The sequence below is a fragment of the Treponema primitia ZAS-1 genome, from assembly GCF_000297095.1.
In the GTDB taxonomy this organism is placed as follows: Bacteria; Spirochaetota; Spirochaetia; order Treponematales; family Breznakiellaceae; genus Termitinema; species Termitinema primitia_A.
In genome coordinates this window covers 16,307-41,870 of sequence record NZ_AEEA01000018.1, presented here as the reverse complement: position 1 = coordinate 41,870, position 25,564 = coordinate 16,307, and the positions used below count along the sequence as shown (strand labels likewise).

Annotated in this window: 23 protein-coding genes and 4 tRNA genes; 17 read left to right on the top strand and 10 right to left on the bottom strand. The window is 51.4% G+C overall.

The features are described 5' to 3' along the window. Positions 1-155: 155 nt before the first annotated feature. Genes TPRIMZ1_RS0101975 through TPRIMZ1_RS0101965 form a run of 3 tightly spaced genes read left to right on the top strand, consistent with a single transcriptional unit; the run spans position 156 to position 5,934 of the window. Positions 156-2,459, top strand: coding sequence for an MFS transporter (locus TPRIMZ1_RS0101975; protein WP_010253917.1), 2,304 nt, complete (start codon positions 156-158; stop codon positions 2,457-2,459). 18 nt (positions 2,460-2,477) lie between these two features. Beyond that, the gene (locus tag TPRIMZ1_RS0101970; RefSeq protein ID WP_100216994.1) at positions 2,478-3,860 is read left to right on the top strand and encodes an SH3 domain-containing protein; all 1,383 of its coding nucleotides are present in this window, start codon (positions 2,478-2,480) and stop codon (positions 3,858-3,860) included. A gap of 4 nt (positions 3,861-3,864) precedes the next feature. After that, complete coding sequence (locus TPRIMZ1_RS0101965) at positions 3,865-5,934, top strand: ABC-F family ATP-binding cassette domain-containing protein (protein ID WP_010253912.1); 2,070 nt, start codon at positions 3,865-3,867, stop codon at positions 5,932-5,934. A 53-nt stretch (positions 5,935-5,987) separates the two neighbouring features. On the opposite strand, the gene TPRIMZ1_RS0101960 is transcribed toward TPRIMZ1_RS0101965, so the two are convergent. Beyond that, the gene (locus TPRIMZ1_RS0101960; RefSeq protein ID WP_010253910.1) at positions 5,988-6,851 is read right to left on the bottom strand and encodes a DMT family transporter; all 864 of its coding nucleotides are present in this window, start codon (positions 6,849-6,851) and stop codon (positions 5,988-5,990) included. A 96-nt stretch (positions 6,852-6,947) separates the two neighbouring features. Here TPRIMZ1_RS0101960 and galE point away from each other — a divergent pair, with 96 nt between their 5' ends. After that, a complete protein-coding gene (gene galE, locus TPRIMZ1_RS0101955; protein ID WP_010253907.1) occupies positions 6,948-7,922 on the top strand; it encodes a UDP-glucose 4-epimerase GalE in 975 nt (324 codons plus the stop codon). Between the two features lie 23 nt (positions 7,923-7,945). Further along, positions 7,946-9,190, top strand: coding sequence for a M20 family metallo-hydrolase (locus TPRIMZ1_RS0101950; RefSeq protein WP_010253904.1), 1,245 nt, complete (start codon positions 7,946-7,948; stop codon positions 9,188-9,190). A 5-nt stretch (positions 9,191-9,195) separates the two neighbouring features. Here the strand turns inward: TPRIMZ1_RS0101950 and TPRIMZ1_RS0101945 are convergent, their stop codons facing one another. Beyond that, positions 9,196-9,609 (bottom strand): EamA family transporter, encoded by a 414-nt coding sequence (locus TPRIMZ1_RS0101945; RefSeq protein ID WP_010253902.1) that lies wholly within the window; start codon positions 9,607-9,609, stop codon positions 9,196-9,198. A gap of 165 nt (positions 9,610-9,774) precedes the next feature. Between TPRIMZ1_RS0101945 and TPRIMZ1_RS0101940 the strand changes: the two genes are divergently transcribed. The 4 genes from TPRIMZ1_RS0101940 to TPRIMZ1_RS0101925 all read left to right on the top strand — a co-directional run bounded on the left by TPRIMZ1_RS0101940 (position 9,775) and on the right by TPRIMZ1_RS0101925 (position 13,767). Further along, complete coding sequence (locus TPRIMZ1_RS0101940; protein ID WP_010253901.1) at positions 9,775-10,905, top strand: ABC transporter ATP-binding protein; 1,131 nt, start codon at positions 9,775-9,777, stop codon at positions 10,903-10,905. Continuing rightward, complete coding sequence (locus TPRIMZ1_RS0101935) at positions 10,902-11,789, top strand: ABC transporter permease subunit (RefSeq protein WP_010253899.1); 888 nt, start codon at positions 10,902-10,904, stop codon at positions 11,787-11,789. The genes TPRIMZ1_RS0101940 and TPRIMZ1_RS0101935 overlap by 4 nt, the downstream gene beginning before the upstream one ends. Next, on the top strand, positions 11,786-12,652 hold the full coding sequence (locus TPRIMZ1_RS0101930) for an ABC transporter permease (RefSeq protein WP_010253897.1): 867 nt from the start codon (positions 11,786-11,788) through the stop codon (positions 12,650-12,652). The genes TPRIMZ1_RS0101935 and TPRIMZ1_RS0101930 overlap by 4 nt, the downstream gene beginning before the upstream one ends. Positions 12,653-12,717: 65 nt before the next feature. After that, positions 12,718-13,767, top strand: a complete 1,050-nt coding sequence (locus TPRIMZ1_RS0101925; protein WP_010253895.1) for an extracellular solute-binding protein — start codon at positions 12,718-12,720, stop codon at positions 13,765-13,767. 200 nt (positions 13,768-13,967) lie between these two features. On the opposite strand, the gene TPRIMZ1_RS20385 is transcribed toward TPRIMZ1_RS0101925, so the two are convergent. After that, complete coding sequence (locus tag TPRIMZ1_RS20385) at positions 13,968-14,075, bottom strand: DUF2461 family protein (protein ID WP_010253893.1); 108 nt, start codon at positions 14,073-14,075, stop codon at positions 13,968-13,970. Positions 14,076-14,169: 94 nt separating this feature from the next. Next, complete coding sequence (locus TPRIMZ1_RS0101915; protein WP_010253891.1) at positions 14,170-14,382, bottom strand: hypothetical protein; 213 nt, start codon at positions 14,380-14,382, stop codon at positions 14,170-14,172. A gap of 319 nt (positions 14,383-14,701) precedes the next feature. Between TPRIMZ1_RS0101915 and TPRIMZ1_RS0101910 the strand changes: the two genes are divergently transcribed. The 4 genes from TPRIMZ1_RS0101910 to TPRIMZ1_RS0101895 all read left to right on the top strand — a co-directional run bounded on the left by TPRIMZ1_RS0101910 (position 14,702) and on the right by TPRIMZ1_RS0101895 (position 16,304). Beyond that, positions 14,702-15,130, top strand: coding sequence for a hypothetical protein (locus TPRIMZ1_RS0101910; RefSeq protein ID WP_010253888.1), 429 nt, complete (start codon positions 14,702-14,704; stop codon positions 15,128-15,130). A gap of 98 nt (positions 15,131-15,228) precedes the next feature. Continuing rightward, on the top strand, positions 15,229-15,615 hold the full coding sequence (locus TPRIMZ1_RS0101905; protein ID WP_010253886.1) for a VOC family protein: 387 nt from the start codon (positions 15,229-15,231) through the stop codon (positions 15,613-15,615). 1 nt (position 15,616) lies between these two features. Next, entirely contained in the window at positions 15,617-15,934 is a 318-nt protein-coding gene (locus tag TPRIMZ1_RS0101900; protein WP_010253884.1) for a transcriptional regulator, read from the top strand. Positions 15,935-15,986: 52 nt separating this feature from the next. Beyond that, positions 15,987-16,304, top strand: coding sequence for a carboxymuconolactone decarboxylase family protein (locus TPRIMZ1_RS0101895; protein WP_010253882.1), 318 nt, complete (start codon positions 15,987-15,989; stop codon positions 16,302-16,304). 73 nt (positions 16,305-16,377) lie between these two features. On the opposite strand, the gene TPRIMZ1_RS0101890 is transcribed toward TPRIMZ1_RS0101895, so the two are convergent. The 3 genes from TPRIMZ1_RS0101890 to TPRIMZ1_RS0101880 all read right to left on the bottom strand — a co-directional run bounded on the left by TPRIMZ1_RS0101890 (position 16,378) and on the right by TPRIMZ1_RS0101880 (position 16,698). Beyond that, positions 16,378-16,451, bottom strand: a tRNA-Arg gene (locus TPRIMZ1_RS0101890). Positions 16,452-16,458: 7 nt separating this feature from the next. Then, positions 16,459-16,546 (bottom strand) — tRNA-Ser (locus TPRIMZ1_RS0101885). A 67-nt stretch (positions 16,547-16,613) separates the two neighbouring features. Beyond that, positions 16,614-16,698 (bottom strand) — tRNA-Ser (locus TPRIMZ1_RS0101880). Between the two features lie 596 nt (positions 16,699-17,294). Here TPRIMZ1_RS0101880 and TPRIMZ1_RS0101870 point away from each other — a divergent pair. From TPRIMZ1_RS0101870 to TPRIMZ1_RS0101855, 4 genes are all read left to right on the top strand, one after another. Then, positions 17,295-17,567, top strand: coding sequence for an RNA recognition motif domain-containing protein (locus TPRIMZ1_RS0101870; protein ID WP_010253880.1), 273 nt, complete (start codon positions 17,295-17,297; stop codon positions 17,565-17,567). Between the two features lie 224 nt (positions 17,568-17,791). Further along, positions 17,792-19,177, top strand: coding sequence for a glycine--tRNA ligase (locus TPRIMZ1_RS0101865; protein ID WP_010253878.1), 1,386 nt, complete (start codon positions 17,792-17,794; stop codon positions 19,175-19,177). 87 nt (positions 19,178-19,264) lie between these two features. After that, complete coding sequence (locus TPRIMZ1_RS0101860; protein ID WP_010253874.1) at positions 19,265-19,552, top strand: acylphosphatase; 288 nt, start codon at positions 19,265-19,267, stop codon at positions 19,550-19,552. A gap of 3 nt (positions 19,553-19,555) precedes the next feature. After that, positions 19,556-20,905, top strand: a complete 1,350-nt coding sequence (locus tag TPRIMZ1_RS0101855; RefSeq protein WP_038077589.1) for an MATE family efflux transporter — start codon at positions 19,556-19,558, stop codon at positions 20,903-20,905. A gap of 30 nt (positions 20,906-20,935) precedes the next feature. Here TPRIMZ1_RS0101855 and TPRIMZ1_RS0101850 read toward each other — a convergent pair. From TPRIMZ1_RS0101850 to TPRIMZ1_RS0101840, 3 genes are all read right to left on the bottom strand, one after another. Next, positions 20,936-21,006, bottom strand: a tRNA-Gly gene (locus TPRIMZ1_RS0101850). A gap of 12 nt (positions 21,007-21,018) precedes the next feature. After that, positions 21,019-24,261, bottom strand: a complete 3,243-nt coding sequence (locus TPRIMZ1_RS0101845) for an AAA family ATPase (RefSeq protein ID WP_010253870.1) — start codon at positions 24,259-24,261, stop codon at positions 21,019-21,021. Beyond that, positions 24,258-25,472 carry an exonuclease SbcCD subunit D gene (locus TPRIMZ1_RS0101840; RefSeq protein WP_010253866.1) on the bottom strand — a complete coding sequence of 405 codons (1,215 nt, stop codon included), beginning with the start codon at positions 25,470-25,472 and terminating at the stop codon, positions 24,258-24,260. Before TPRIMZ1_RS0101840 ends, TPRIMZ1_RS0101845 begins: the two co-directional genes overlap by 4 nt. Positions 25,473-25,564 lie beyond the last annotated feature (92 nt).

Here is a 25,564-nt window from a genome sequence, read left to right as displayed (position 1 = left end):
AATGAAATATTTTAGGCAATTCAATATTTCGGAAATTACAACCGTCAATATTCAAATATATCAAGAATATATTGTATTACGATCCGTATTACGTGTCCAACCCGCCGGAGATCCCCTACCTTGAAATTTCCTTCCACAAGGCTTATTACTAAATTATGGGTAGCCTTCTCTCTCCATATCGTCTTGGTAAAGCCAGGGATCGGTATAATGTTTTTAACGTCTTCAACGCCCTGTCCTATGCCCTCCTGGCGGGAAATATAATTACCCTCTATGCCCTGCGGCTGAACGCATCCTCCACCATAATTGGGCTCCTCAATGCCCTGGTATATGTCTCTTTCTTCTTTTTACCCCTGGGAAAGATACTCTGTAAGATATTTCCTATTATAAAGATTTACACCATCGCCTGGGTCATGCGCGCCCTGTCCATGGTGGTGGTACTTTTCGTGCCTTTTCTGGAAAGCGCAGGCCGCCATAACGACGCCTTGAAATTAACCATCCTGGGGGTATCCCTGTTCCATTTATTCCGGGGTACCGGGCTTATTGCGAACAACCCGGTACTGGACGAACTGGCATCGGGGCCCGACCGGGGCAGTTATATGACCATGATTCAGATTATCAACAACGCCGTGGCTATGTTCGCCAGTTTTGCCCTGGCCATGCTCCTGGGCCGGAACCCCTCGCTCATCCTCTACGCAGTCATCATGGCGGCGGGTATCGTGGGAGGGGTTTTCAGCGGCGCCCTGCTCCGGGGCATTCCGGAACCGGAGAAGGATTCCGGCGGATCAAAGGGCGGACTCTGGACAATTACCAAAGACGCCTTTTCTAAGCCCGCTTTTCGGAACTTTATGCTCCTGTTTTTGCTGGTTGCCCTGGTTTCCGCCATTGCCCGGATTTTCATCGTGGTTTATGCCCGGGAAGTATTCTCCCAAAGTGACGGCATGGTTTCTCTCTACACGGTTTTCGGAGGCCTGGGCGCCTTGATGATGGGGATGATTATAAAATTTCTTGTGGACAGGGTCGGGGCAAAACCGCTGTACCTCACCTGCATTATCGTAAGCTTTATAAGTCTCCTTCCGATGATTTTTTTTCCCAGGAGCGCGGTGGATAATACCGCTACGGTGATACCCTACCTATCTTTCCTGTTTTTTATCGTGAATTTCGGGTTCATTGGCGCCGAGGGAATTGCCCAGACTTATTTTCTTTCCTTAATTCCTGCGCAGGGAATGATGGATCTGGGGATCCTCTATTTTTTCATTTTCGGCATCGGCGGCGGCGGCGGATCCTTTCTGGCGGGTATCTTTCTGGATGTATTTGACAGTATGGGGCTTTCGGTGTTTATCACCTTCAAAGTTCTTTTTACTATCCTTGCAATGATCCTGGCGGTGGTCCTTATTTTTCAGAAGAAGCTGGTATCCCTGGGGTCCCTGCCCCTAAAGGGCGCCCTGGAAATCATGTTTTCCTTCAAGGATCTCCGGGCCATAACCCTTTTAGATAAGCTGAAAAAAACCGAGGCTTCGGAAGAAGAAGAACTACTCCTGGAGGCGCTTTATGAAACCCCCTCCAAGCTTGCCCTAAAGGGACTGCTGGATAAAGCAAAGTCGCCCCGGCTGGCTACCCGTTCCGATGCAATCCGCGCTGTGGGCGCCCTGGAAAATCTCGGCGAGGATGCGGAAAAAGCCCTGATGGCGGATCTGGTTAACAATCCCTTTACTACCGCCTATTTATCCGCCCGGATCCTGGGGAACCACGGATTTTTTCCCGCAGCGCCGCTCCTCCGGGAATTGGCAGCCTCCAAGGACTATATGCTTGCGGGGGAAGCCACGATTGCCCTGGCAAAACTGCGGGACGAAGCATTCCGGCCGGAAATTGAAAAGCTCATCGCCAAGACCAAAAATCCCCGGATGAAGATCATGGGAGTGGAAGCCCTGGGAATTTACGGTTCCCCCAATTCCCTTTCGGCGCTTATGGACATACTCCGGGTGAAGGATCCCCCGCCATATCTCCGGGACACGGTGATCCTGGCTATGGCCAGTATCTTGGATATCCAGAATAAGTTTTATCCCCTCCTGATCCGTTTTCGCGAGGATCCTTCCTTGGCTCCCACCCTTGCCCGTGATGAAGCCGAAGAAGCCTATGAGCTGTTCATGTCCAGCCGCCGGGGCTGGAGGGCATCCCGGAAAGAACCTGAGGGATATTTCACAACAAAACAGGCTAAAGCCCTGCAGCCTGCGATTGCAACCTATATGAATGAATTCAAAGGCGCCGCCCTGACGCGTTGGATCCTTGAGCTTCCCCAGGATCTGGTACAGGAAGTCATCCGGGTAGTCCTTTCCGAGCTTATTTTGGATGATGAATTCGCCTCCTATGACCGGCTCAAACTCCTCATCTCCCATTGGGCCGCCCACCAACTGCGGATTTTGACCAAGGACGTACTTCACAATCCCCCCGCGCTCCGGTAAAGTAAACCCATGCGGCATATGGGCTTATCGTTTTTCATCTTTTTTATTCTTGCAAGCGTATCGCTGAGTTCCTGTTCCCGGCTTTTGGGTTGGGGGGTACTGCTCTGGTCCACGGAGGATCCCGCCATCCCTTCGGGGACGGTTCTGCCGGTGTATATCAGGTCAAACATAGACCATGTATGGGTGGTAGGAATCCCCGATGCCTATAGAAAAGCGGATCAGGAAACGAATAAGTTTGAAATACCCCTCTGGCAGCTTGAGTTGAGCGGCGGGAAAAAAGCAGCGCGGATGCGGGCGGCGGAGTTTTCTGAATACGCCCGGCTCTATGCCGAGACCGCCCAGGACGGTCTGCCAATTCGAGACGATCCGGATAACAGCGCCCGGCGGGTTTACCGTTTGAGGATGGGACAGATCATCAAGATACTTACCAAGGCCCAGGGAAATCCCGCCATAAGCGCTACCGGGGATCCCCTTCCGGGTGATTGGTTCCGGGTTCTCACCGAAGATGGCGCCGTGGGGTATTGCTTCTCCTACCGGCTTAAACTCTTTGAACATACCGGTGGCGCCCTGGCGCTTACCCAGGCAGCGCCTGCGGTGGAGAAGGAAGATCCGGATCTGGATATGCTTCTGTCCCAGTCCTGGTATCCGGACTGGTACGGAACTATGATTTCCTCAAGGCAGATCGACCTGGAGGATCTGGAAAAACAGTGGTGCTTTAGTCCGTCTCCCGATACGGGGATTGCCCACATTTACCTGCCCACGGTGGATCTGAGTTTTTCTTATACGGGAATACAGGGCGCCGGAAGCCGTTCCTGGCGTTTCGAGGGGGCACCCCTCCAGATGCACCTCCAGTCGGATACCACCTTGACCGTACAGTACACTGAAAACGGCGGCGCTCTAAAGTCGGCCATTTTTGTATCTCTCCCCATGGAATTGGAAGATCTTATTGTTCAGGAAACGGAACGGCGGGAAGCGCTGTTTCAGAATCTCTACGCCCTGGGGCCGGCATTCCAGAGTACCAACTATGGGAACCTAAGCTTTTCCGGAAACGGAAGATTCACCTGGACCGGCAACAATATCCTCATACCCCAAATTATTCCCGCCTCTGCCTTGGGCAGCGGTTCCGTCAGCATGGGGTTGTTCCTGGGCCGTGACCTGGAGGAACGATATACCGGCGCCTTTACCCTGCGCTTTGACGGGATTAGCAGTTCCGGTATAACGGTGAATTTTATGTACACCCTGGATGATCAGGGTCTCCGGATCGAATATGTTCCCCCGGATAATCTGGAAGGGGTCACGGTGACGCGCCGGGCGGCGGCCCCCACGGTGATTTACTTCTTTAAGACCGATCGTCCCCAAACGGCTGCCCCTATTCAAGCCGCAAATCCCCTGGAGTTCTGAGCCCATGGCCTTTGTTCAGTTTACCCGGGTCTCCCTGGCCTTTGCCGACAGGGACATTCTGAAGGAGGTGGGCCTCAACCTGGCTTCGGGTTCCCGGGCAGCCCTTGCGGGGGCCAACGGTTCCGGCAAGTCCACCCTGATGAAGGTTATCGCGGGGAAGCTCGCCGCCGATTCCGGTGAGCGGGCGGTCCAAAAGGGCTGCCGTATCTCCTACCTGCCCCAGTCGGGGATAGTCCACCGGGGCTCCACCCTGCGGGAAGAGGCGGAGACCGCCTACGCTGAAATTACTGCCTTGATGGACGAAATGGAAACCATAGGCCGGGCTCTGGAAAGCGCCACCACCGATGACAGCCGTACCGCAGCGCTTCTGGATGAGCATCACCGTCTCCACGAGCTGGTAGAAAATTCCGGTTACTACCACCGGGACCAGAGCATCGCCATGGTCCTTTCCGGCCTGGGTTTCTCCCTTGATGATCTGGACCGGCCGACCGAGGAATTTTCCGGAGGTTGGCAGATGCGTATCGCCCTGGCAAAGGTACTCCTGGAAGCGCCGGATATACTGCTCCTGGACGAACCCACCAATTACCTGGACATTGAGGCCCGTTCCTGGCTTGAACAGTGGCTGCGCAGTTTTACCGGCGGCTACCTCCTGGTATCCCACGACCGCTACTTCCTGGACGTCACCGTTAACGAGGTCTACGAACTCTTCCAGGGCCAGCTTAAACGGTACGCCGGTAACTATACTGCCTACGAGCAGGTCCGCCAGACCGAACTGGACAGCCTGCTCAAACGCTACGCCGCCCAGCAGGAGGAGATCGCCAAGGCAGAAGATCTGATCCGCCGCTTCCGTTACAAGGCTACCAAGGCTGCCATGGTTCAGGAGCGGATCAAAAAGCTCGAAAAGATGGAACGCATAGAGATCCCCGAATCTCTCAAAAAAATCAGCATCAGTTTTCCTAAGCCCCCCCACTCAGGCCGCATAGCCATGACCCTTGAAGGCATCGGGAAAAACTACGGTACCAGGCCGGTCATCGGCGGCCTGGACCTGATTCTGGAGGCGGGCGAAAAGCTCGTGGTGGTAGGCCGTAACGGCGCGGGAAAAACAACATTACTGCGCATCCTCGCCGGGGCGGACCAAAATTTTACGGGAAAGATAAGCTATGGCGCGGGCATACAGCCGGGCTACTTTTCCCAGGATGCCGCAGAAACTATGACCGGTTCACAGCAGGTCCTGGAGTACCTGGAAAAAGAGGCGCCCACGGAACTTATCCCCCGGGTACGGGACATGCTGGGGGCTTTCCTCTTCCGGGGGGACGATGTGTATAAGTCCATCTCGGTTCTGTCCGGAGGCGAAAAAAGCCGCCTGGCCCTGCTCAGGATGCTCCTCAAGCCCATGAACCTCCTGATCCTGGACGAGCCTACCAACCACCTGGACCTCCAGTCAAAGGACATACTCCTGGACACCCTCAAGGGCTATAACGGAACCATCATCTTTGTGTCCCACGACCGGGCCTTTATGGAAGCCCTGTCCACCAAAACCCTGGAACTATCCGCCCGGGGTCCGGAACAAGCGGCGGCGGCCCGGCTTTTCTACGGTGACTACGGCTACTACCTGGACCGGATCGTGCGGGAAACTGCCGGCGGCCTTGCCGGCAATGATACTACTGCGGACGATGATAAACCGAAAAAATCCGCCCCTGATGAAGCTGCCCTGCCTGCAGCGGAGTCCCCGGCGGAAACCGTTCCGGCGCCCCTGCCCAGAACCGTGCTGATCAAAGCCGGGTCCGCCGAAGCGCCCCTTGGAGCGGCCGCCCATCGGGAGTTGTCAAAACAACGGCAGTCCCTTACCCGGCGGCTGGAACGGGAGGAAGAGGAAATCCTCAAAGTACTGGAAGCACTGGAAGCGGAGAAGACCGCCCTGGAAACAGAACTGGCTCAACCGGCGGTCTACAGCAGCGGCGAAAAGGCCCGGACGGTAAAAGCCCGGCTGGATGGGGTAACAGCGGAACTGGAAGGAAAGAACCGGGAATGGGAAGCAAAGGCGGCAGAACTGGAACGAGCCGCGGCTGAATAGACTGGGGAACTCTAAAACCGATATTTTCTACAAATTTGATAAAAATATCGGTTTTAGGCTTTCTTTTTCCCCTGTCTCACCGTCGAATACAGCACTACGCTCAGTATTATTACACCGCCAACAAGCTCTTTTATCCCCGGCTTTTCGTGGAACAGCAGAAAGGCGGCAATTATTCCGTACACCGGTTCAAGCCCGGTAAGTATTCCGGCGGTTTGTACCTTGATATATTTAAAACCTTCGATGAACAACGAATGGGACGTTGCGGTAAACACAAGGGCGAGGATCAGCAGGAAGATAATATCACTGGATGATAAAACAATTTTATTAAAGAATAGTTGCGGCAGTAATACTATTATAGCGGCGGTTTGCTCATAAAAAGAAACTACCATCCCGGGATACTTATTTGAAAATACGCGGTTCAACAGGGAAATAACCGCATAGCTTATACTGGCCATTAGGCCCCAGAGTATGCCCTGAGTTGCCTTGTTTTGTAATTCAAATTCCGGAACAATAAACAATATTCCTATTATCACAATAACTGCATATATAATATTTATCGGCCGCAATTTTTCGTGAAAAAACAGAGGTTCCAGGAAGGACACAAATAAGGGAAATGTAGCCATGGTCAGGGTTCCTATGGCCATGGTAGAAACCTGTACCGACTGGGTAAAGGCTGTCCAGTGCAAAGCCAGGATCGCCCCCGCCAGAACAATGAGGAGGCATTCTTTTTTAGTTTCAAGTTTAAGGCTGTATTTTTTTACCTTAATAAAAATAAGCAAAAAAATCGAAGAAAAAAGCACCCGGCCAAGCACGATGATACCTGCGCTCTGATGTATAAGCTTAGCAAATAATCCTGCCAAACCGAATAGGAACACCGCAATATGGGTTAGGAGCAGGCCTTTTTTTGTGTTATCCATCCCCAAACAATAGTCAAAAATAAAAAAAATTGATATAGTCAAAAAACAGAATAAGGAACAGAGTGTTACTTGGTAACACTTTTATAGGAGTATAAATTGAAAATATTGATCGTCGGCGGCGCCGGGTATATCGGCAGCCATGTTGCCCGGGAATTTCTGGACCGGGGCCATAAAGTTACGGTTTTCGACAACCTCTCCAGCGGCCTCCGGGGGAATCTCCTAAACGAAGCAGAATTCATCCACGGGGACATTCTGGACTATACCAGCCTGTCCCGGGCTGCCAAGGGAGGCTTTGACGCAGTGGTCCATCTGGCGGCTTTTAAGGCCGTGGGGGAATCCATGGTAAAGCCCGAGAAATACTCGGTGAATAATATAAACGGTACCGTCAATATTCTGAACGCCGCCGTGGAAGGGGGAATTAAAAACTTCGTCTTTTCCTCCAGCGCCGCGGTTTTTGGTCAGCCGGAATATCTCCCTATTGATGAAAAACACCCCACCAATCCGGAAAGCTACTACGGCTTCACCAAGCTGGAAATTGAGCGCTTCCTAGGCTGGTACGATACACTCAAGGGGATACGTTTCGCCGCCCTCCGGTACTTCAACGCCGCGGGCTACGATGTCAAAGGCAGGATCACCGGTCTGGAGAGCAACCCCGCAAACCTCATCCCGGTTATTATGGAAGCCGCCTGTGGTACCAGGAAGGAAGTGCAGATTTTTGGGAATGACTACGATACCCCGGACGGTACCGGAGTACGGGACTATGTTCACGTGAGCGACCTTGCCGCGGCCCATGCGGCGGCCCTGGACTACACCAGCAAAAATGACAAAAGCATCACCGTAAACCTGGGAAGCGAAACCGGCATTTCGGTACTGGAGATTATCGAGGCCTCCCGGCGTATCACCGGCAAGCCTATCCCCGCAAAAATCGTGGGCCGCCGCGCTGGGGACCCCGCCAAACTTACCGCCACATCCAAGCTGGCCCACGAACTTTTAAACTGGACTGCAAAGTATTCGGACCTGGAAACCCTGATCAAAACCAGCTGGAATGCGTATCAAAAGAATTTGTCCTAGGAAACAAAAAGTGGAGAGTTCGAATGAAAGAAAAGATTTTTAGTTTTATTGATAATAGTACTGCCCTGGCTGTGGAGTTGGAGACGGAATTAACCAAGCGGCCCGCCATATCCCCGGAATCTGGGGGGGAAGGGGAACTGGACAAGTGCCTGTTTCTGGCGGACTGGCTAAAAGCCCAGGGCATCACCCAGCTGGAACGCTACGATGCCCCGGACAAGCGGGCCAAGGGCGGTGTACGGCCCAATCTGATCGCCACCATCCCCGGTAAAGCCGACTCTTCCCGCTTATGGATCATGAGCCACATAGACGTGGTACCCCCTGGGGAGGCATCCCTCTGGAAAAGCGATCCCTGGACGGTGATCCAAAAAGACAATGGCGACAGCAAGGGATTACGGCTCATAGGCCGGGGGGTGGAGGATAACCAACAGGGGCTCACCGCATCGGTGGTGGCGGCCCTGGCTTTGGTTAAGCAGGGCATAGTCCCAGCCCACACAGTAAAACTGCTCTTCGCTGCGGACGAAGAGAACGGCAGTGCCTACGGAGTAGACTGGCTTATCAAGAAGGTCCCGGAACTATTCCGTAAGGACGATATGATACTCATCCCCGACGGCGGTGACCCCAAGGGGGAAACCATAGAGATTGCGGAGAAGAACCTTATCTGGGCACGGTTCAGCACCATTGGCGCCCAGGCCCACGGCTCCAGGCCTGACCAGGGCATAAACGCCCATCTTGCCGGGGCGGAACTGGCGGTGCAGCTCCACGAGGGCCTTTCCAAAAAGTTCTCCGACCACGACCCCCTCTTTGAGCCGGACTACTCTACCTTCCAGCCCACCAAAAAAGAGTCCAATGTCCCCAACATCAATACTATTCCCGGTGATGACGTGTTCTGCATGGATATGCGTATCCTCCCCCGGTATCCCGCCAAAACGGTGCTGGCGGAAATCGATCGTATCAAGGCGGAGATAGAAGCCAAACACGGAGTCAAAATCAGCTATACCCTTCCCCAGTGCCAAGAGTCAAAACCCACCTCCCCCGATGCGCCTCTGGTAAAACTTCTCGCGAAGGTTGTCAAGGAGGTGTACCAGGTTGCAACCCGGCCCATCGGCATTGGCGGCGGCACCGTAGGGGCCTATCTCCGCAACGCCGGTATCGATTCGGTGGTGTGGAGCCGCATGGACGACACCGCCCACCAGCCCAACGAGTACACCCTGGTGAACAACATCCTTGGGGACGCCAAGGTGATGGCGCTGCTCATGCTTAGGGAGTAGTAATACTACAGGATCAAAACAAAGGTACCAATGGTGATTAGAACCCCGCCGATAATTGTTTTAATCGTAAGGGTTTCCTTTAGTATAATAAAGGCCAGAACCATACCGATGACCACACTGAACTTATCAATGGGGATTACCTTTGAGGCCTCGCCAATCTGAAGAGCCCGGTAATAGCAGAGCCAGGATAGGCCGGTGGCAATGCCGGAAAGAACCAGAAAAAGCAGGTTCTTGTGCCCCAGATTCGTAAGATCCTGCTGTTTTCCGGTTAAAAATACAATGCCCCAGGAGAGGATCAATACCACCACCGTACGTATCGCCACGGCCAAATTTGAGTTGATATTTTCTATGCCTATTTTGGCCAATATCGAAGTTAAAGCCGCAAAAAGGGCGGATAACAGGGCGTATAGGATCCACATGGTATGCCTCCGTTACCGCAATTTTAGGTTATTTTTTTTATTTTTTAAAGTCATAGTCTTGACAACACCCTTTAAAATCCGCATTGTACCTTTTAGACTGAATAGGAAAAATACCGGGTTGCCGGGGGCATGAGCTGTATTTGAAGGGAGGTTGAAGGAGCGGGGTTGAAAGGGAGCGATGTGGTTATCGAAGGTGTTTCCAAGCTCTTCGGTGATTTTAAGGCATTAAATAGTGTCAGTTTGGAAATCAAAAAAGGGGAGTTTTTCTCCCTCCTTGGGCCTTCGGGGTGCGGAAAAACCACACTCCTCCGTATTATTGCCGGGTTTGAAAGCCCTGATACCGGGGTAGTTACCTTTGACGGCGCCGATGTGCTGCCCCTGCCTCCAAACCAGCGGCAGGCAAATACGGTTTTTCAGAACTACGCCCTTTTCCCCCATCTTTCGGTGTTTGAGAACGTAGCTTTTCCTCTTCGTATCAAACAGGCAGGGAAATCTGAAATAGACCAAAAGGTCAATGAATACCTCAAGCTAGTCCAGTTGGAGGCCCATGCCAACAAGAAGCCTAACCAGCTTTCCGGGGGCCAGAAACAGCGGGTGGCCATAGCCCGGGCACTGATCAACGAACCCCGGGTACTTCTCCTGGACGAGCCCCTTTCGGCTCTGGACGCCAAACTGCGGCAGCACATGCTCATCGAACTGGATCAGATCCACGACAAAATTGGAATCACCTTCATATATGTTACCCATGATCAGCAGGAGGCTCTTTCGGTTTCGGACCGTATCGCGGTGATGAACCAGGGGAACGTCCTGCAGGTAGGTACCCCCCACGAAATCTACGAAAGCCCGGCCACGGGCTTTGTGGCTAAGTTTATCGGGGAAACCAACCTCTTTGACGGGGAGATAATTTCCGCCGCGCCCATCCAAAAGGCGGAGGGTGAATATATGGTGGAACTTAATATCCCCGATCTCGGCAGGATCAAGGTGACCACCGTGGATGAGTTTAAGCCCGGCCAGCAGGTAAGCTTTACCATCCGTCCGGAAAAGGTGCTCATCTCAAAGGAAAAGCCCACCACCACCCGGGAGGACATCAACCTTTTTCAGGGCTTTGTGGAGGAACCCATCTACTCGGGTTTTCAGACAAAGTTCTATGTAAAGGTAAAGGACAAATTCCTTGTCAGGGTGATTAAACAGCACGCCAAATATTCTGACGAAGGTCCCGATATTGTCTGGAAAGATTCGGTGTATCTGTCCTGGAGCGCCCATGACGGATACATAGTCGGGGTCAAAGAATCGTGAGCGCCAATTCTTCCATCAGGCGTCATTACGGCCTATTCTACTCAGCGCCCATGACCGTCTGGTTTACCGCATTTTTTCTGGCGCCCCTGTTAATTATTGTACTCTACAGTTTTTTGCGGAAAGGTCTCTACGGCGGCGTGACCATGGGGCAGTTTACCCTGGACGCCTACAGAAATCTCAGTAATCCCAGCTTTGTAATTATCACCATCCGTACCCTTGTTACCGCATTGATTGCTACTTTTATTACCATCCTTATCGCTCTGCCCTGCGGCTACTTCATGGCAAGGAGCAAAAACCAGACCTTCCTGCTCCTCCTAATAATCATCCCCTTCTGGACAAACTTTCTTATCCGGGTATTCGCCTGGATGAATATCCTGGGAAACAACGGCTTTCTGAATGATCTGCTCATACGGATAGGGCTTATCGATAATTATATTCAATTTCTGTACAACCAGGGGTCGGTAATATTGGTGCTGGTCTATATGTATCTGCCCTACGCCATACTGCCCCTCTTTTCCACCATTGATAAATTCGATTTTTCCCTTCTGGAGGCTGCCCGGGATCTGGGGGCCACCAAGCCCCAGTCCATGTTCAGGGTACTCCTCCCCAATATCCGCAGCGGCCTCTATACGGCAGTACTCTTTACCTTTATTCCCATCTTCGGCGCCTATGCGGTGCCCCTCCTGGTGGGCGGCAAGGATTCCTATATGCTGGGTAACGTTATTGCGGACCAGCTTACCAAAGCCCGGAACTGGCCCCTGGCCTCGGCGATCTCCATGGTGCTCACGGTGATCACCACCGCGGGGGTCCTGATCATGATGAACCTCCAGAAAAAAGACGCCAATAGAACCGTGGATTTGAAAGCCAAGGGAGCCGGGAATTGAAGCTTAACATCAAGGGCATCATCACCAACCTCACCCCCGGAAAAGCCAAGGGTGAAGCGGCGCGCCACGCCCGGCGGGCCTACCGGCAAAAACCATTTTCCTTTTCCCAAACCGTTTTTATCGCCGCCCTGATCTTCCTCTTTCTCCCCCTGCTGGTATTAATCGTCTACTCATTCAACGAATCCAAGGGCATGGGCTGGACCGGCTTCTCCATGGTCTGGTATGAACAGCTCTTCCTCCATTCCCGGGACCTTTGGCGGGCTTTCTGGAACAGTATCCTTATCGCCATTACTTCGGCGGGAACTGCCACGGTTTTTGGAACCCTGGGCGCCGTGGGGGTCAACTGGTACCGGTTCCGGCTGCGGAACTATGTTCAGGCCATATCCTTCCTCCCCATGATCCTGCCGGAGGTCATCATCGGTGTTTCCCTGTCCCTCTTTTTTGCGGGAATAAAACTAAAGCTTGGATTACTCACCATATTTATCGCCCATACCACCTTTAACCTGCCCTTTGTATTTCTCATGGTAATGGCCCGGCTGGATGAATTTGACTTTTCCATTATCGAAGCCGCCCACGATCTGGGAGCCAATGAACAGCAAACTTTCCTCAAGGTAACGGTGCCCATCTGTATGCCCGGTATTGTCTCCGGCTTTCTGACAGCCGTTACTATTTCCCTCGAAGACTTTGTCATCACCTACTTTGTCGCGGGGCCCGGTTCAACAACACTGCCGCTGTATATATACTCGGCAATCCGTTTCGGCGTATCTCCGGTTATCAACGCCCTTTCGGTGGTGATGATCCTGGGAACCGTAGCCCTTACCTATCTGCTCAGGAACTTCCTGAAATATATCGCCGCAAAATAAAGGATTCCGTATGGAATTCTATTATATAAGGAGGGTACCGGAATTTCCGGTATGAGGGGGAAAAGATGAAAAAAATACCTGTTATGGCTGCGGCGCTGGGTGCGGCGCTGCTCAGTGTTGTAATGCTCACCACATTCAGTGGCTGTGCTAAAAAGTCGAAGCTCTATCTCTATAACTGGACCTACTACACACCTGACTCTGTGTTACGGCAATTTGAGAAAGAGAATAACTGTGAAATTGTTTATGATACCTTCGCTTCAAACGAAGAGCTCTATGCCAAGCTCCTGTCCGGTGGGACAGGTTATGACTTGGTTTTCCCCTCCGGAGATTATGTCTCCATCATGATCAAGCAGAACATGCTTGAAAAAATTGACAAATCAAAATTATCCAATTTGGTAAATATCGACCCGATGGTACTTCAAAAGGCGGCCTACGATCCGAATATGGACTACAGCGTGCCCTATTACTTCGGCGCTGCGGGGATTGCCGTAAATACTGCCAGGGTTCCTCAATACGAAAAGAGCTGGTCTATATTTGCCCGCAGCGATCTGCAGGGCAAGATGACCATGCTGGATGATATGCGGGAAGTACTCGGGGATGCCCTGGTACACCTGGGCTATTCAGTCAATACCACAAACTCTGCGGAGATCGCCGCCGCGCGGGATCTGGTTAACAGTTCCTGGAAGCCGAATCTGATTAAGTTCGATGCCGAAGCCTTTGGCAAGGGCTTTGCCGATGAAGACTTCTGGGTAGTCCAGGGTTACGCCGAAGTGGTATACGAAGAAATTAGTGAGGAGCAAAAAAAGAATACCGTCTTCTTCATACCCCCGGAAGGTGGGCCTGCTTATATCGATAGCATGTGCCTCCTCAAGGGCGCCAAGAATGTTGACCTGGCCTATAAGTTTATCGACTTTATCCATCGGCCGGAAATCTATGCGGAGTTTACCGATTATTTCGGCTTCCCTGCCACCGTCAACATTCCTGCGCGGCAGCTGAAAAAAGTTACCCCCTATTATCAGGCGGAGGAACTTACCAATGTTGAGCTCAAGGATGATGTGGGAGAGAATCTGACGCTGTATAATGATGCTTGGCTTACTATACGAGTCGGGGATTAGCAGGGCAGGGTATACAGGGTCGTTCGAAAAAACGCCGGTGGGGGAGGGGAATCCCCACCGCGGGATGCTTGTAGAGTCCATCTATGGAGCCCCTACGGGGTCTCCATAGATGGGGAATTCCAAATCCCGCGATGTGAATCCCCCTCCCCCACGGCGCCTGCTCGCATTACGCCCTGCCTGCGCTAAGCAGGGTGTGAGAGTTATATATGTTTTGCCTGTTCATATTTTTGTTTATTATTTTTCATCCATTCAAAACTATTATTTTTATTCAATTCGTTCAAAAATGCTAAAATTAATTTTGTATCCATTTCATTCTACTTGTTGTATTTAAACACAAAACCTAATATTTGATGATTAGCAATTTGATATTATTTTTTTTGGTCCCGCTTTCTGAAATATATTTCATTTATTGGCCAATTTATTAAAAATTACGGATTTATCCTTTAAAGAAATTTTTCCAACTTCATATCCATATTCTATAAGTTCCTTTTTGTATTTTAAAAAAGAGTGGTCAATTTCTATACCTAAGATTTCTTTTATTTCAGCAAAAGATAACTTAATTGTTGCATTGTCATTTTTCTTAACATATGCCCATAAAATATCAAATTTACTCATGCATTTTATTTCCTTTTATGTATATTACAATAATTTTAAAAATTTTGTCAACCATAACAGTCGGTACAGTATTGCGCAAAGTCATTTCGTAAGAGCATGAACCAGAAGGGGAATTGATAGGACAATGTCTGCATGAAGTCAACGGAGAGACACTATTTTATTACATCAAAAATAATAGAAATACAATCACAGTTTTGCAGGGAAAGAGAAATAAATGCAACTAAAGAACCATAAATTTTCTGAAAAATTATGCCAAGTAACTTCGCGCTAGTAGACAAAATAAAATATAGGTGGTAAAAGTATTTCTTGGGGGAAGAATATGGGTAAACCATTGGTTGCGAAAAAGGAAATAATATTAAAATATAATGTTAAAATTATTTGGAATATTGTTTTAAACAATAATGATTACAAATGGCGGACCGATATAAAGGAAATAAAAATACTTGAAAATGGAAAAGACTGGATAGAATATTATGATATGAATAGAAAATATTTTACAAGATTTATTTTGAGAGAAAAGGAGGAATATAATTTGTATTCATTTGACATGGAAAACAAAAATTTTTATGGAAATTGGGTAGGTAAATTCTTTGAAATAAATAATAATGAAACAAAATGTATATTTATCGAAACGATATATATAAAAAATAGAATAATGAATATAGTGGCAAAAATATTTTTGACCTTTGAAAAAATACAAGAACAATATTTTAAAGATTTAGGGAAGAAATTATTAGAAAATAAATAACAATTAAAATAAAAATTGGTATAAGGGTGAGTGTGTCAGGAAGTATGTGTAAATGGCCAAAGAATGATAGAATACTATAAAGTAAAATGGAGGCAAAGATGGAAATTGATTGTATCGGACTTTTTGTGAATAACATGGAAACAATGGTTGAATTTTACCGTGATGTTATTGGATTGAAAACGAACTGGAACGGCGAGCCAAATGCTGATTTTGAAGCGGGGAAATGCCGCTTAATAATGTTCGGCAGAAATGATTTTGAAAATATGGTTTCAAAACAATTTAATTATCCCAAAGGATTAAACGGCACAGCGGAGATAGCCTTTACCCTAAAAACGTTTGATGAAGTAGACACGGAATATAAACGCCTTATAAATTTAGGCGTTGAAAATGTTTTTCCGCCGACCACAATGCCCTGGGGACAACGGACTTGTTATGTAGCTGACCCAGAAGGTAATTTGCTGGAAATCGGTTCATTTGGGGCATAACATGGCAAGTGATTTAAGTTATGTTGAATACGTTATTGACCAAATAAAAGCCAGTGGAGCAATAATGTATAAAAAAATGTTTGGGGAATATTTAGTATACTTGAACAATAAACCTGTTGTAATGGTTTGTGATAATACGGCATTTGTAAAAATGCTTGATTGCATAAAACCTTTAATGGAAGATGCGGAAACGGGTTTTCCGTATGACGGCGCAAAAGAGCATTATATTGTAAATACAGATGACAGCGAATATTTTAGCAAGGTTGTAAATATATTGGAAAAGAATATTCCCCCATCAAATTTCAAGAAGAAGAAATAAATGGATAGTTTTATAGTAAGTAAATACTACGGAGTGATTGAGAGGTAACAACATGGAAAAGAAGAACAATTATCAGACATTTATGGAAGAAGCGCCGGAAGCGGCTGCAGCATTTAACAGTTTAATTCAATCGTTGGCTCTGCCGAATGGTCTTGACCAGAAAACCATGCAGCTTATCTACATCGGCATTAAGGCATCGCAGGAGAATGTTCAGGCAGTTTGCGCCCATGTGCCGATGGCGAAGCAAGCCGGGGCTACCAGGGAGGAAATCAAAAATACAATTCTGCTGACATTGACCGTATGCGGTGTGTCTGGTGTGTTGTCTTGCCTTACCCCCGCGCTAGAGGCGTATGATGCGGGGGAAACCTGATGAAATCCGGCGCAACAATTAGCGAACCCGACACCGGGCAGACTTAATTCTTTGTCTAGTAACGATTTACATTTGAGGCTGAGAGGATTCGAACCTCCGACCTTCAGATCCGCAATCTGAAGCTCTATCCAGCTGAGCTACAACCTCATCGATACGGAGCAGGGGGGATTCGAACCCCCGGTACCCGGTTAGGGTACGACGGTTTAGCAAACCGTTGGTTTCGGCCACTCACCCACCGCTCCCAAAGTTAACCAATCACTATAGTATGGGAACCAAGTCCCCAAAACACCTTTTTCAAACAAAACCTATCGGAGCAAGGGGGATTCGAACCCCCGGTACCTTGCGGCACAACGGTTTTCAAGACCGCCTCCTTCAACCACTCGGACATCGCTCCAAATTACATTACAACCACCCAAAGGGATTCGAACCCCCCGTACCTTGCGGCACAATGGTTTTCAAGACCCTTTAGATGGCTCCGTAAGGAGCCTTCTTTGCTTCAACCACTCGGACCGACTCCAAAACACTCTGAATTAGTCCCTAAAGATATCGGAATTTTGAACTAATGTCAAGAACACGGAACGGAAGGATGTAGACTCCCCAAAATATCCCTAGAATGCGGCATTTTGTCAAAATTGCAGGATTTTTATGTGGAAAACCGGGATAGTTATGGAAATTATGGATTATCTTTCGTTTACCCCTTGACATTTCTTTCTTTTCCGTCATATACTTTTCTTAAGAGTTGGAAACTCCCAGACATTACTATTATCTTTTCTAAGTACTTTTGGAAAGTCTGCTATTTTTAGTTACTGGTCTTCAGTTCGATTATAAAATATCCGGATTATCTACTTTAACAATCATGAAAGGAAAATCCTGAATGTCCCTTCCCAGCTTGATCCTGTCCATTACGGATACCCGTTTTGCACAGGCTAACGCTTATCCTGGATGAGCGGACTACAAAAGACCCGGCAAGGGCCGGGCAAAGGAAGCCAAATGGCTAAAAAATTATATGTAGGCAATCTTTCCTACAATACCCACGAAGATAATCTCAGGAGCCTCTTCTCCGCCTTCGGTACAGTGGAATCGGTTAAAATCATCACCGATCGGGATACGGGCAATTCCAAGGGCTTTGGCTTTGTGGAAATGAGCACCGACGCGGAAGCTCAGGCAGCCATCAGTGGAACCAACAGCACGGACCTTGATGGCCGGGCTATCAAAGTAAACGAAGCAATGGACAAACCCCGCCGGGAAAGCAATCGCTGGTAGGACAATCTGCCGCCGCGGGGCCTAAGGGTTTTGCGGCGGTTCCACTTTTCAAAAAACACCAAAATATCTTTATTTTCCTCAAAGTTGAAGGGCGATACTTGACGCTGGAGGATATGTAATGAATTGACCGATCCGCCTTCCCTTCTATATAATGACCTCATGTCCGGGGCAGCCCCTAACCATTGACGCCAGCCGCCGGACCATCAAATTTTTTGGAGCCATCCATGTCAGAGGAAATCGAGTATAAGGGTCCCGCCACTATGGAAAAAATCACGTCTTTAGCCAAGAGACGGGGGTTTGTGTTTCAGTCATCGGAGATTTACGGGGGCCAGAGCGGCGCCTGGGATTACGGGCCCCTGGGGATAGAGCTGAAAAACCGTATTTCCCGGAACTGGTGGAAGGAAATGACCCAGCTGCACGACAATATCGTAGGCCTGGATGCGGCTATTCTGATGCATCCCCGGACCTGGGAAGCTTCGGGGCATGTGGAAAACTTTACCGACCCCCTGGTGGACTGCAAAAAGTGTAAGACCCGATTCCGGGCAGACCAGATTGATCCGAAAAATCTGGCGGAAAAGAAGTGTCCCGACTGCGGCGGGGAGCTGACCGACACCCGGAAGTTCAACCTCATGTTCAAGACCCACATCGGCCCGGTGGAATCGGCGGTCGGGGAGGTGGACAACAACCTTATCTACCTGCGGCCCGAAACCGCCCAGGGGATTTACGTTAACTACAAAAATATCATCCAGTCCAACCGGATGAAGATACCCTTTGGGATTGCTCAGATTGGCAAGGCCTTCCGAAACGAGATTGTTACCAAAAACTTCATTTTCCGCACCTGCGAATTCGAACAGATGGAGATGCAGTACTTCGTAAAACCCGGCACGGATGTGGAGACCTTCAACGAATGGAAAAAACAGCGCTGGGCCTACTACGAAAAGCTGGGAGTTAAGATGGACCATCTCCGCTGGCACCAACACGGGCCGGATGAGCTGGCCCACTACGCCAAGGACGCCTACGATATCGAGTACCTCTTCCCCATGGGCTGGAAGGAACTGGAGGGTGTCCACAACCGGTCCAACTACGACCTAACCCGGCACACGGAATTTTCCGGCAAGGACCTGCAGTACATCGATCAGGAAAACGGTAATGAGCGGTACATCCCCTTCATCATCGAAACCTCGGCGGGCCTTACCCGGACTTTGCTGATGATCCTCTGCGACGCCTATGACGAAGAAAAGGTGGCGGATAAGGGTAACGATGACGACTGGCGGACGGTGCTGCGCTTCCACCCCACGGTGGCGCCCATTACCGTAGCTATCCTCCCGCTGATGAAAAAAGACGGTCTGGCGGAATTGGCTCAGGATATCCGGGTTGAACTGCGGGAAGACTTCGCCACCGACTACGATCAGGCCGGGGCTATAGGGCGGCGTTACCGCCGGCAGGACGAGGCGGGAACCCCCTTCTGCGTTACCATTGACTACGAATCCAAGGATAACGGCACCGTAACCCTGCGCTTCCGGGATTCCATGGAACAGGTCAGGGTGCCCCGGACGGAACTGGCGGAGCGGTTGAGGAAAGAGATTAAAGAATACAAACGGATTAAGTGAGCCGCTTCCCGTGGGAAATTTCAATGACACTATAGGCACACAATTACTCCTGCTCGCTCCATAGGAACTTGATGCTTGGAAAAGCCAATGTCGGATCAAAATCCTCCATCCGCTTTTTTTGCCCAGGTCCGGGGCCGGGTCCAGGGGGTAGGGTTCCGGTATTCCGCTTATAACGAAGCAAGCCGCCTCCGTCTGACCGGCTGGGTACGGAACACCCGTGATGGGGAAGTAGATGTCTGGGCTGAAGGCTCGCAGGAAAATTTGGATCTGTTTCTCCGGTGGCTTCATCAGGGACCGCCCAGGGCACGGGTGGAATCCGTGGAAGCTGAAACTAAAATTCCAACAGGAGCGTATGTTGTATTTTCAATTGAGTAACCAATGATGATGCGAAATTCATGGAATAACCATGCACTATTTCATCTTCTCTGGCCTTTGATGATTGAACAGATCCTCACTGTTACTGTTGGTATACTTGACACAATAATGGTGTCGGTTGTTGGCCAGCATGCTGTCTCCGGAGTTTCCCTGGTTGATTCGATTACCATCCTGCTTATTATTGCCTTCGGGGCCCTGTCCACCGGGGGTTCCGTGGTGGTCAGCCAGTATATAGGCCGCAGGGATTCTAAAAAATCAAGCTTGGCTTCCAAACAACTTATTTACACCAGTATTATCGTAGCTGCGATTATCACCGTATTGTCCCTCTTGTTTTACCGTCCCATGTTACGGATTATTTACGGCAAGATCGAGGCGGATGTCATGGGCGCCGCCGAAACCTATTTCTGGATAACCCTTTTAAGCTATCCCCTCCTGGCGGTCTATAACGCCGCAGCATCCCTATTCCGTAGTGTCGGGAACAGTGCTATCCCCATGAAAATCAGTATCCTGGTAAATCTGGTTAATTTTGCCGGCAACGCTATTCTGATATACGGGTTCCACATGGGTGTGGCCGGCGCTGCAATAGCAACCCTTATCAGCCGGGCCGCCGCTGCCATTGTGTTATTACTGCTGCTTAGATCCCGTGCGCCCGAATCCATATCCATCTCGGGTTTGTCCAAGGTCAGGCTGGAGTTCCCTATGATCCGCAGTATTCTTAATGTGGGAATCCCCAGCGCCTTGGAAAACTCCATGTTTCAAATCGGCAAGATCATGGTTTCCCGGATCTTTACCTTTTTTGGTACCGGCGCCATAGCGGCCAATGCCATTGCCAATATCTTTAATACCTTCATGGTTATGCCGGGACAGGCAGCTTCTCTGGCCATGCTCACCATTGTGGGCCAGTGCGTAGGCGCCGGGGCTTACGAAGACGCCCGGTATCTTACCGCTAAGTTGATGAAATTAACCTACGCCGGCCATCTTATTTTATGCATTCTGTGTATCATCTTTATGGACCCCCTAACCGGCATGTTTGGGCTGACCGAAGAAGCCCAAGATCTGGCAAAAAAATATCTATTGGTTCATACCATCTTTACCCCCATCACCTGGCCCCTAAGCTTTACCCTCCCCAACGCCCTCCGCGCCGCCGGGGATGTCCGGTATAGCATGATCGTCGCCACCGTTTCCATGTGGACTATCCGGGTAAGCGCCTCCTATCTGCTATCTTACACCCTTGGTTTCGGCTCCATGGGGGTGTGGTACGCCATGGTAACGGACTGGGCAGTTCGCGGGGCTTTTTACTTAATCCGATGGAAAGGGAACAGGTGGCAGAACAAGGTAGTGATTAAATCTTAACAGGGTTAATTCGGCTATTTTAGAATTCTAAGCGGACGACGGGAGTCGAACCCGCGTCACAAGCTTGGGAAGCTTGGATAATACCGTTATATGACGTCCGCATCTAGGAATTTTTAATCTACTCGAAAAAAATAGTGCTTGTCAAGGGGACCTTCCAGCGAATCATCCACCGCCAATGAGCGTTCACCCCTCTTAAATCCCCTCAACCGGATGGTTGACCCCGATCCGGTTTTGATAACGTCAATGCGGCTGGGAATGCGGGAACGCATTTCGCCTACGTGGGAGATGAGACCCACCATACGGTGTTCCCGAAGTTCATCCAGGATGATCAGAGCTTTGTCCAGACTTGCGTCATCCAGGCTGCCGAAGCCCTCGTCGATGAAGACCGCATCCAGCCGAACGCCGCCGGAGCGGGTCTGTATGGAGTCGGCCAGACCCAGGGCCAGGCTGATGGATGCCATAAAACTTTCGCCCCCGGAAAGGGTTGCGCAGGGCCGGGTCTTTCCGGTGAGGGAATCGAAAACCGCCAGATCCAGTCCGGCCAGACCCCGGCCGGATTCGCCTTCGCTGTTCAGGATCAGGGAATACCGAAACTCACTCATCCGCTCCAGCCGTTTAGTGGCAAGGGCGGCTACCTCTTTAAGGTAGAGACCCAGAAGCCATGCGTCAAAGGCTTTCTTTTTGGGGTTCTTTCCGGACAGATCATCCGAAAGGGCCTGGAGCTGGGCGGCCCGTTGACTAAGCGCTTCATGCCGGTCCTTGGCTTCCCGAAGCCGGGTCTCGTCCCGTTCCAGGGAAGCGAGATCCGCAGCGGCCCTATCCCGTCCGGCTTCGGCGGCGGCACGGTCTGCAACCAGGGCTTCCAGGACGGCACGGAGTTCCACCGGTTCACCGGGAGCTGTACCCAGGGGCGCCCGGGCAGCGCGGTTTTCCTCCAGGCTCCGCTCCAGTTCTTCCCCCTGGGTCTTTAGGCGGGACCGCTCCGTTTTCCACCGTTCAACCGACGCCTCCATGACGGTTTCCGTGTCCCGGTCCAGGATGGCTGCCTCCAGGGCTGCGGCGTCCGGAAAAGCCGAAGCGGCCAGGGCTTCCTTCAATGCATCAGCTGCCTCCCGGCGCTGCCGTTCCGCCTCGGTCCGGTTCGCCGTGATCCCCTCTTCCCGGGCCTTAGCAGCAGCCAGTTCCCGGCCTGCGGCTTCCCTGGTCTCCCGGATTTCCCGGATGCGCTTCTCCAGATTCTCGTTGGTGCGATCCAGAACGATCAAGGCTTCCGCGGCGCTGGACAAGTTCCACTCCCGGAGTAATCCCCGGTGTTTCTCTTCCATTTCGGCGGTGGTTTTTTCCAGAATCCGGTATTTTTCCCCAAGCCCGGAGACTTCCTTCTCAATGTTCATCTGCTGGGTTAAAAATCCCTCCCGTTCCCGGTATAGGGCAGCTGCGCTGTCCCCCGCCAGCCGGGCTTCCTTTTGCCGGGCCGCCAGGGTGGTAAGACCCCGGGACTTTGCCTCCACAAGCTGGCCCAGTTCCGCAGCCAGGGGCAGAGGCTTATCGGAGCTATGGATTGCAACGAAGATCTCCCGTAGAACAGAATCGGCGGCGGCGTCAAACCCTTCAGCCAAGGGGCTCATGCTCTCCCGCATCCTGTCCAGTTTCCGCTGAATTTGGGTAAGCTCCTGGTTTCCGGATTCCAGTTCCGTGGACCGGGCGGTAAGATCCCGCTCCGCATCCTTGAGGGAACCCCGCAGGGATTCTATCCGCTCGCGGATACCAAAGACGGGAACCCGGGCGGCGGCAGGATTGGGGTGCCCTGTGGAACCACAGACCGGACAGGGAGCGCCGGGTTTCAGTTCCGCAGCAAGGTGGACAGCCATATCCGCCCGTTCCCCTGTCTCTTTCGCAGCTTCCTTTTCCGCCAGTTCTTCCCGCAGTACCGGAATCCGCTGCTCCAGTTCCGTCTTCCGGGCTTCCAGGCCCTTGTTCCGGGCAGCGGCGGCAGCGGCTTCCTTCCCCAGTTCTTCCGCCTCAACGGCCGTCTGTCGCAGACGCATCAACCGGTCCTTGAGTTCCCGCTCCCGGTCAAAACTATCATTGATAGCCGTCCCTTGATCCGCCAGGGCCTTCCGTTCTGCAATGACCCGGTCCTTTTCCTCCAGGCCCCCTTTCAGAGCAGCAATTTTCCGATGGCCTTCCTTCAGTGCGGCATCGATCTTCCCCATCTCTTCCCGGTTACGATCCAGGGATTTCTCCTCCCCAGCCATCTCCAAAAGGGCGGGACGTTTTTCCCTATTTCCGGCCAGTTCCTTTTCCAGGGCAGGCAGCTCCGTCGCCGTCGTTTCCGCATCCCGGTGCTTCCGTTCCGCCAGGGTCAATTCCCCGCGGACCTTCTCCAACTCCGAGAGAACGGCAGAGAGGGTCTCCCGCTTTTCCGTTTCAAGGACGAGGTGATGCGCCAGAGGCTGGGCTTTCCGGGACAGGGCAAGTCGGGATTCCTTTTCTTCTATCAATAACGTCTCCGCTTCCAGGACCGCCCGCTCCTTCCCGACCTGTTCAAGCCGCTGTTCAAGGCCCACCCGGTTTTCTTCCAGGGTAAGTAAGCTGCCTAGCCGGACACTTTCCTGCTCTAATCTCTGGGATTCCCCCCTGGCTTTTTTCACGGCCTCCTCCGCCTGCCTATGCAGTTCCGGGTAGGTGTCGAAGGAAACCCTCCGAACAATTTCCTCCAGGGCATGCTCCGCCCCCCGCGCCAGGACTGCCGCTTCTTTAGCCTTTTCCTGGGCCAAGAGTCGTACCCGTACCGCAAAATCCACCGGGAACAGTTTACTCAACACTTCCCGCCGTTGGGTGGTATTCTGCCGGAGGAACTCCGCAAATTCGCCTTGGGGAAGCAGAACGATCTTGAAAAATTCCTGGGCCGAAAGGCCGATGAGATCCCGAATCCGTTGATCCGTCTCGGACTTCCGGGAACTCTCGCTTTGGTTCATGCTCCCATCGCCGGGAAGTATCTCCCAGAGGGTTGCCGTCTCCTCCACCGTGGTAACGCCGATCCCCCGCTTCTTGAGCTTTTCCTGTTTCGGACTCCGATCAACCCGGTACCGTTTTTCCCCAATGGAAAATTCCAGGGATACCAAACATTCCTGGGTCTCTTCGGCATAATCGCTGCGCAGCCGATCGATGTGCCCCTGCCGGCTGCCGGGGACGGTCCCATAGAGGGCAAAGCAGATCGCATCAAAGATGGTGGTCTTACCGGAACCGGTCTGCCCGGTGATCAAAAATATTTCATCCAGAACGGTAAAATCAATACGCGTCCTTCCCACAAAGGGTCCGAAATTTTCCATGCTTAATATGAGGGGTCTCATTGTTCAGCCCCCTGATCCAGTTCCGTAAGCAATTCCCTGAACAGCCCCAGCTTCCCCGTATCCGCCTCCCCGTAAAGGCCGGTAAGAAAATCTGCAAAGTCCTCCTCGGGACTCCGCTTCTTGCCGGTAAACGCCGGAACCGCATCGTCGCTGCCGGCAAAAAGCCGTGCAAAGGCCTCCCCCTGCTTAACCGAAAGAAGCTGGGGAAACCGGGGTCTGAGCAAAGGAAGGGGATTATCAATCAGGGCTGTATCAGTAAGGGTGATTTCCAAGTAATCATTCTCGGCTTCCTTCACCACCGGGTCGTTGGTGGAATCCCGGTAGAAAAAATTGAAGGAACCCCGGAGACGGCGGAGCTTCCGCAAGGGCTTCACGGGGATAGGCGTAACCATAGGTCCGGCGCCAGGCGCCAGTTCAACCGACAGGAATGCTTTTTCCTGATCCGGACCTACGGTGTCCAATGCCTCGTCAAAGGAATACGCCAGGGGACTTCCGGAATACCAGGTATGAGCACCAACTTTTTGGAAACGGTGGAGGTGCCCCAGGGCGGTATAATCAAAGCCCGCAAAAAGGTTCGCGTCCACCTGTTCCGCAGTACCGAGAAAAATCCGTTCAGACTCGGACTCCCGGCCCCCCAGGGTAAAGAGATGCGCCCCCAGGACGGTTAGAGAAGCTCCGGCCTCCACCGCTTTGAGACGGGCAGTTTCCAGCCGGGCCGCCGCAATTTCCGCAAGCCGGCCCTGGGAACGGACCGGATCCCCCGGGGATGAGCTTTCGGGAGCGGGCTCGCCAAGACAGCCGGGGTACAGGAAGGGGAGCAGAAAAAATGCGCAGCTTTCGCCCTGCCGCGTCACCAGCACCGGCTCGAAGCCCTGCTCCGGCCCGGCGGCGATATGGATACCCAGCTTGGCGAATAGTTCCCTGCCAAAACCCAAGCGGGGAGCGGAATCGTGGTTTCCCGGCAGAATAAGGATAGCCAGATCCGGCCGGGCGGCGCGGAGCTTTTCCAGGAAGCCACCAAAGAGGGCAACCGCCTCCGGGGAGGGAATGGATCGATCGTAGATATCCCCGGCTATGAGAAGGGCGCTGTAGGATGTATCCGAAAGGATCTCCCCCAACTGCTCCAGCATCACCGCCTGGTCCTCTAAAAGGGAGTGTTCGTAAAAAATCTTGCCTAGATGCAAATCCGCAGTATGGAGAAATTTAAACATACCAGAAGGGTATCATAAAAAACAGACAAATTGAAGCTCACGGACTCTTCCGTTTTAGTAAACATAACTATATAATTACAAGAGTTTTCAGT

Excerpts from the sequence above, each read along its gene's own strand:
- TPRIMZ1_RS0101975 (WP_010253917.1), top strand. The coding sequence starts at position 156 with ATGGGTAGCCTTCTCTCTCCATATCGTCTTGGTAAAGCCAGGGATCGG.
- TPRIMZ1_RS0101970 (WP_100216994.1), top strand. The coding sequence starts at position 2,478 with ATGGGCTTATCGTTTTTCATCTTTTTTATTCTTGCAAGCGTATCGCTG.
- TPRIMZ1_RS0101965 (WP_010253912.1), top strand. The coding sequence starts at position 3,865 with ATGGCCTTTGTTCAGTTTACCCGGGTCTCCCTGGCCTTTGCCGACAGG.
- TPRIMZ1_RS0101960 (WP_010253910.1), bottom strand. The coding sequence starts at position 6,851 with ATGGATAACACAAAAAAAGGCCTGCTCCTAACCCATATTGCGGTGTTC.
- TPRIMZ1_RS0101950 (WP_010253904.1), top strand. The coding sequence starts at position 7,946 with ATGAAAGAAAAGATTTTTAGTTTTATTGATAATAGTACTGCCCTGGCT.
- TPRIMZ1_RS0101945 (WP_010253902.1), bottom strand. The coding sequence starts at position 9,609 with ATGTGGATCCTATACGCCCTGTTATCCGCCCTTTTTGCGGCTTTAACT.
- TPRIMZ1_RS0101925 (WP_010253895.1), top strand. The coding sequence starts at position 12,718 with ATGAAAAAAATACCTGTTATGGCTGCGGCGCTGGGTGCGGCGCTGCTC.
- TPRIMZ1_RS20385 (WP_010253893.1), bottom strand. The coding sequence starts at position 14,075 with ATGGATACAAAATTAATTTTAGCATTTTTGAACGAATTGAATAAAAAT.
- TPRIMZ1_RS0101915 (WP_010253891.1), bottom strand. The coding sequence starts at position 14,382 with ATGAGTAAATTTGATATTTTATGGGCATATGTTAAGAAAAATGACAAT.
- TPRIMZ1_RS0101910 (WP_010253888.1), top strand. The coding sequence starts at position 14,702 with ATGGGTAAACCATTGGTTGCGAAAAAGGAAATAATATTAAAATATAAT.
- TPRIMZ1_RS0101905 (WP_010253886.1), top strand. The coding sequence starts at position 15,229 with ATGGAAATTGATTGTATCGGACTTTTTGTGAATAACATGGAAACAATG.
- TPRIMZ1_RS0101900 (WP_010253884.1), top strand. The coding sequence starts at position 15,617 with ATGGCAAGTGATTTAAGTTATGTTGAATACGTTATTGACCAAATAAAA.
- TPRIMZ1_RS0101895 (WP_010253882.1), top strand. The coding sequence starts at position 15,987 with ATGGAAAAGAAGAACAATTATCAGACATTTATGGAAGAAGCGCCGGAA.
- TPRIMZ1_RS0101870 (WP_010253880.1), top strand. The coding sequence starts at position 17,295 with ATGGCTAAAAAATTATATGTAGGCAATCTTTCCTACAATACCCACGAA.
- TPRIMZ1_RS0101865 (WP_010253878.1), top strand. The coding sequence starts at position 17,792 with ATGTCAGAGGAAATCGAGTATAAGGGTCCCGCCACTATGGAAAAAATC.
- TPRIMZ1_RS0101860 (WP_010253874.1), top strand. The coding sequence starts at position 19,265 with ATGTCGGATCAAAATCCTCCATCCGCTTTTTTTGCCCAGGTCCGGGGC.
- TPRIMZ1_RS0101855 (WP_038077589.1), top strand. The coding sequence starts at position 19,556 with ATGATGATGCGAAATTCATGGAATAACCATGCACTATTTCATCTTCTC.
- TPRIMZ1_RS0101845 (WP_010253870.1), bottom strand. The coding sequence starts at position 24,261 with ATGAGACCCCTCATATTAAGCATGGAAAATTTCGGACCCTTTGTGGGA.
- TPRIMZ1_RS0101840 (WP_010253866.1), bottom strand. The coding sequence starts at position 25,472 with ATGTTTAAATTTCTCCATACTGCGGATTTGCATCTAGGCAAGATTTTT.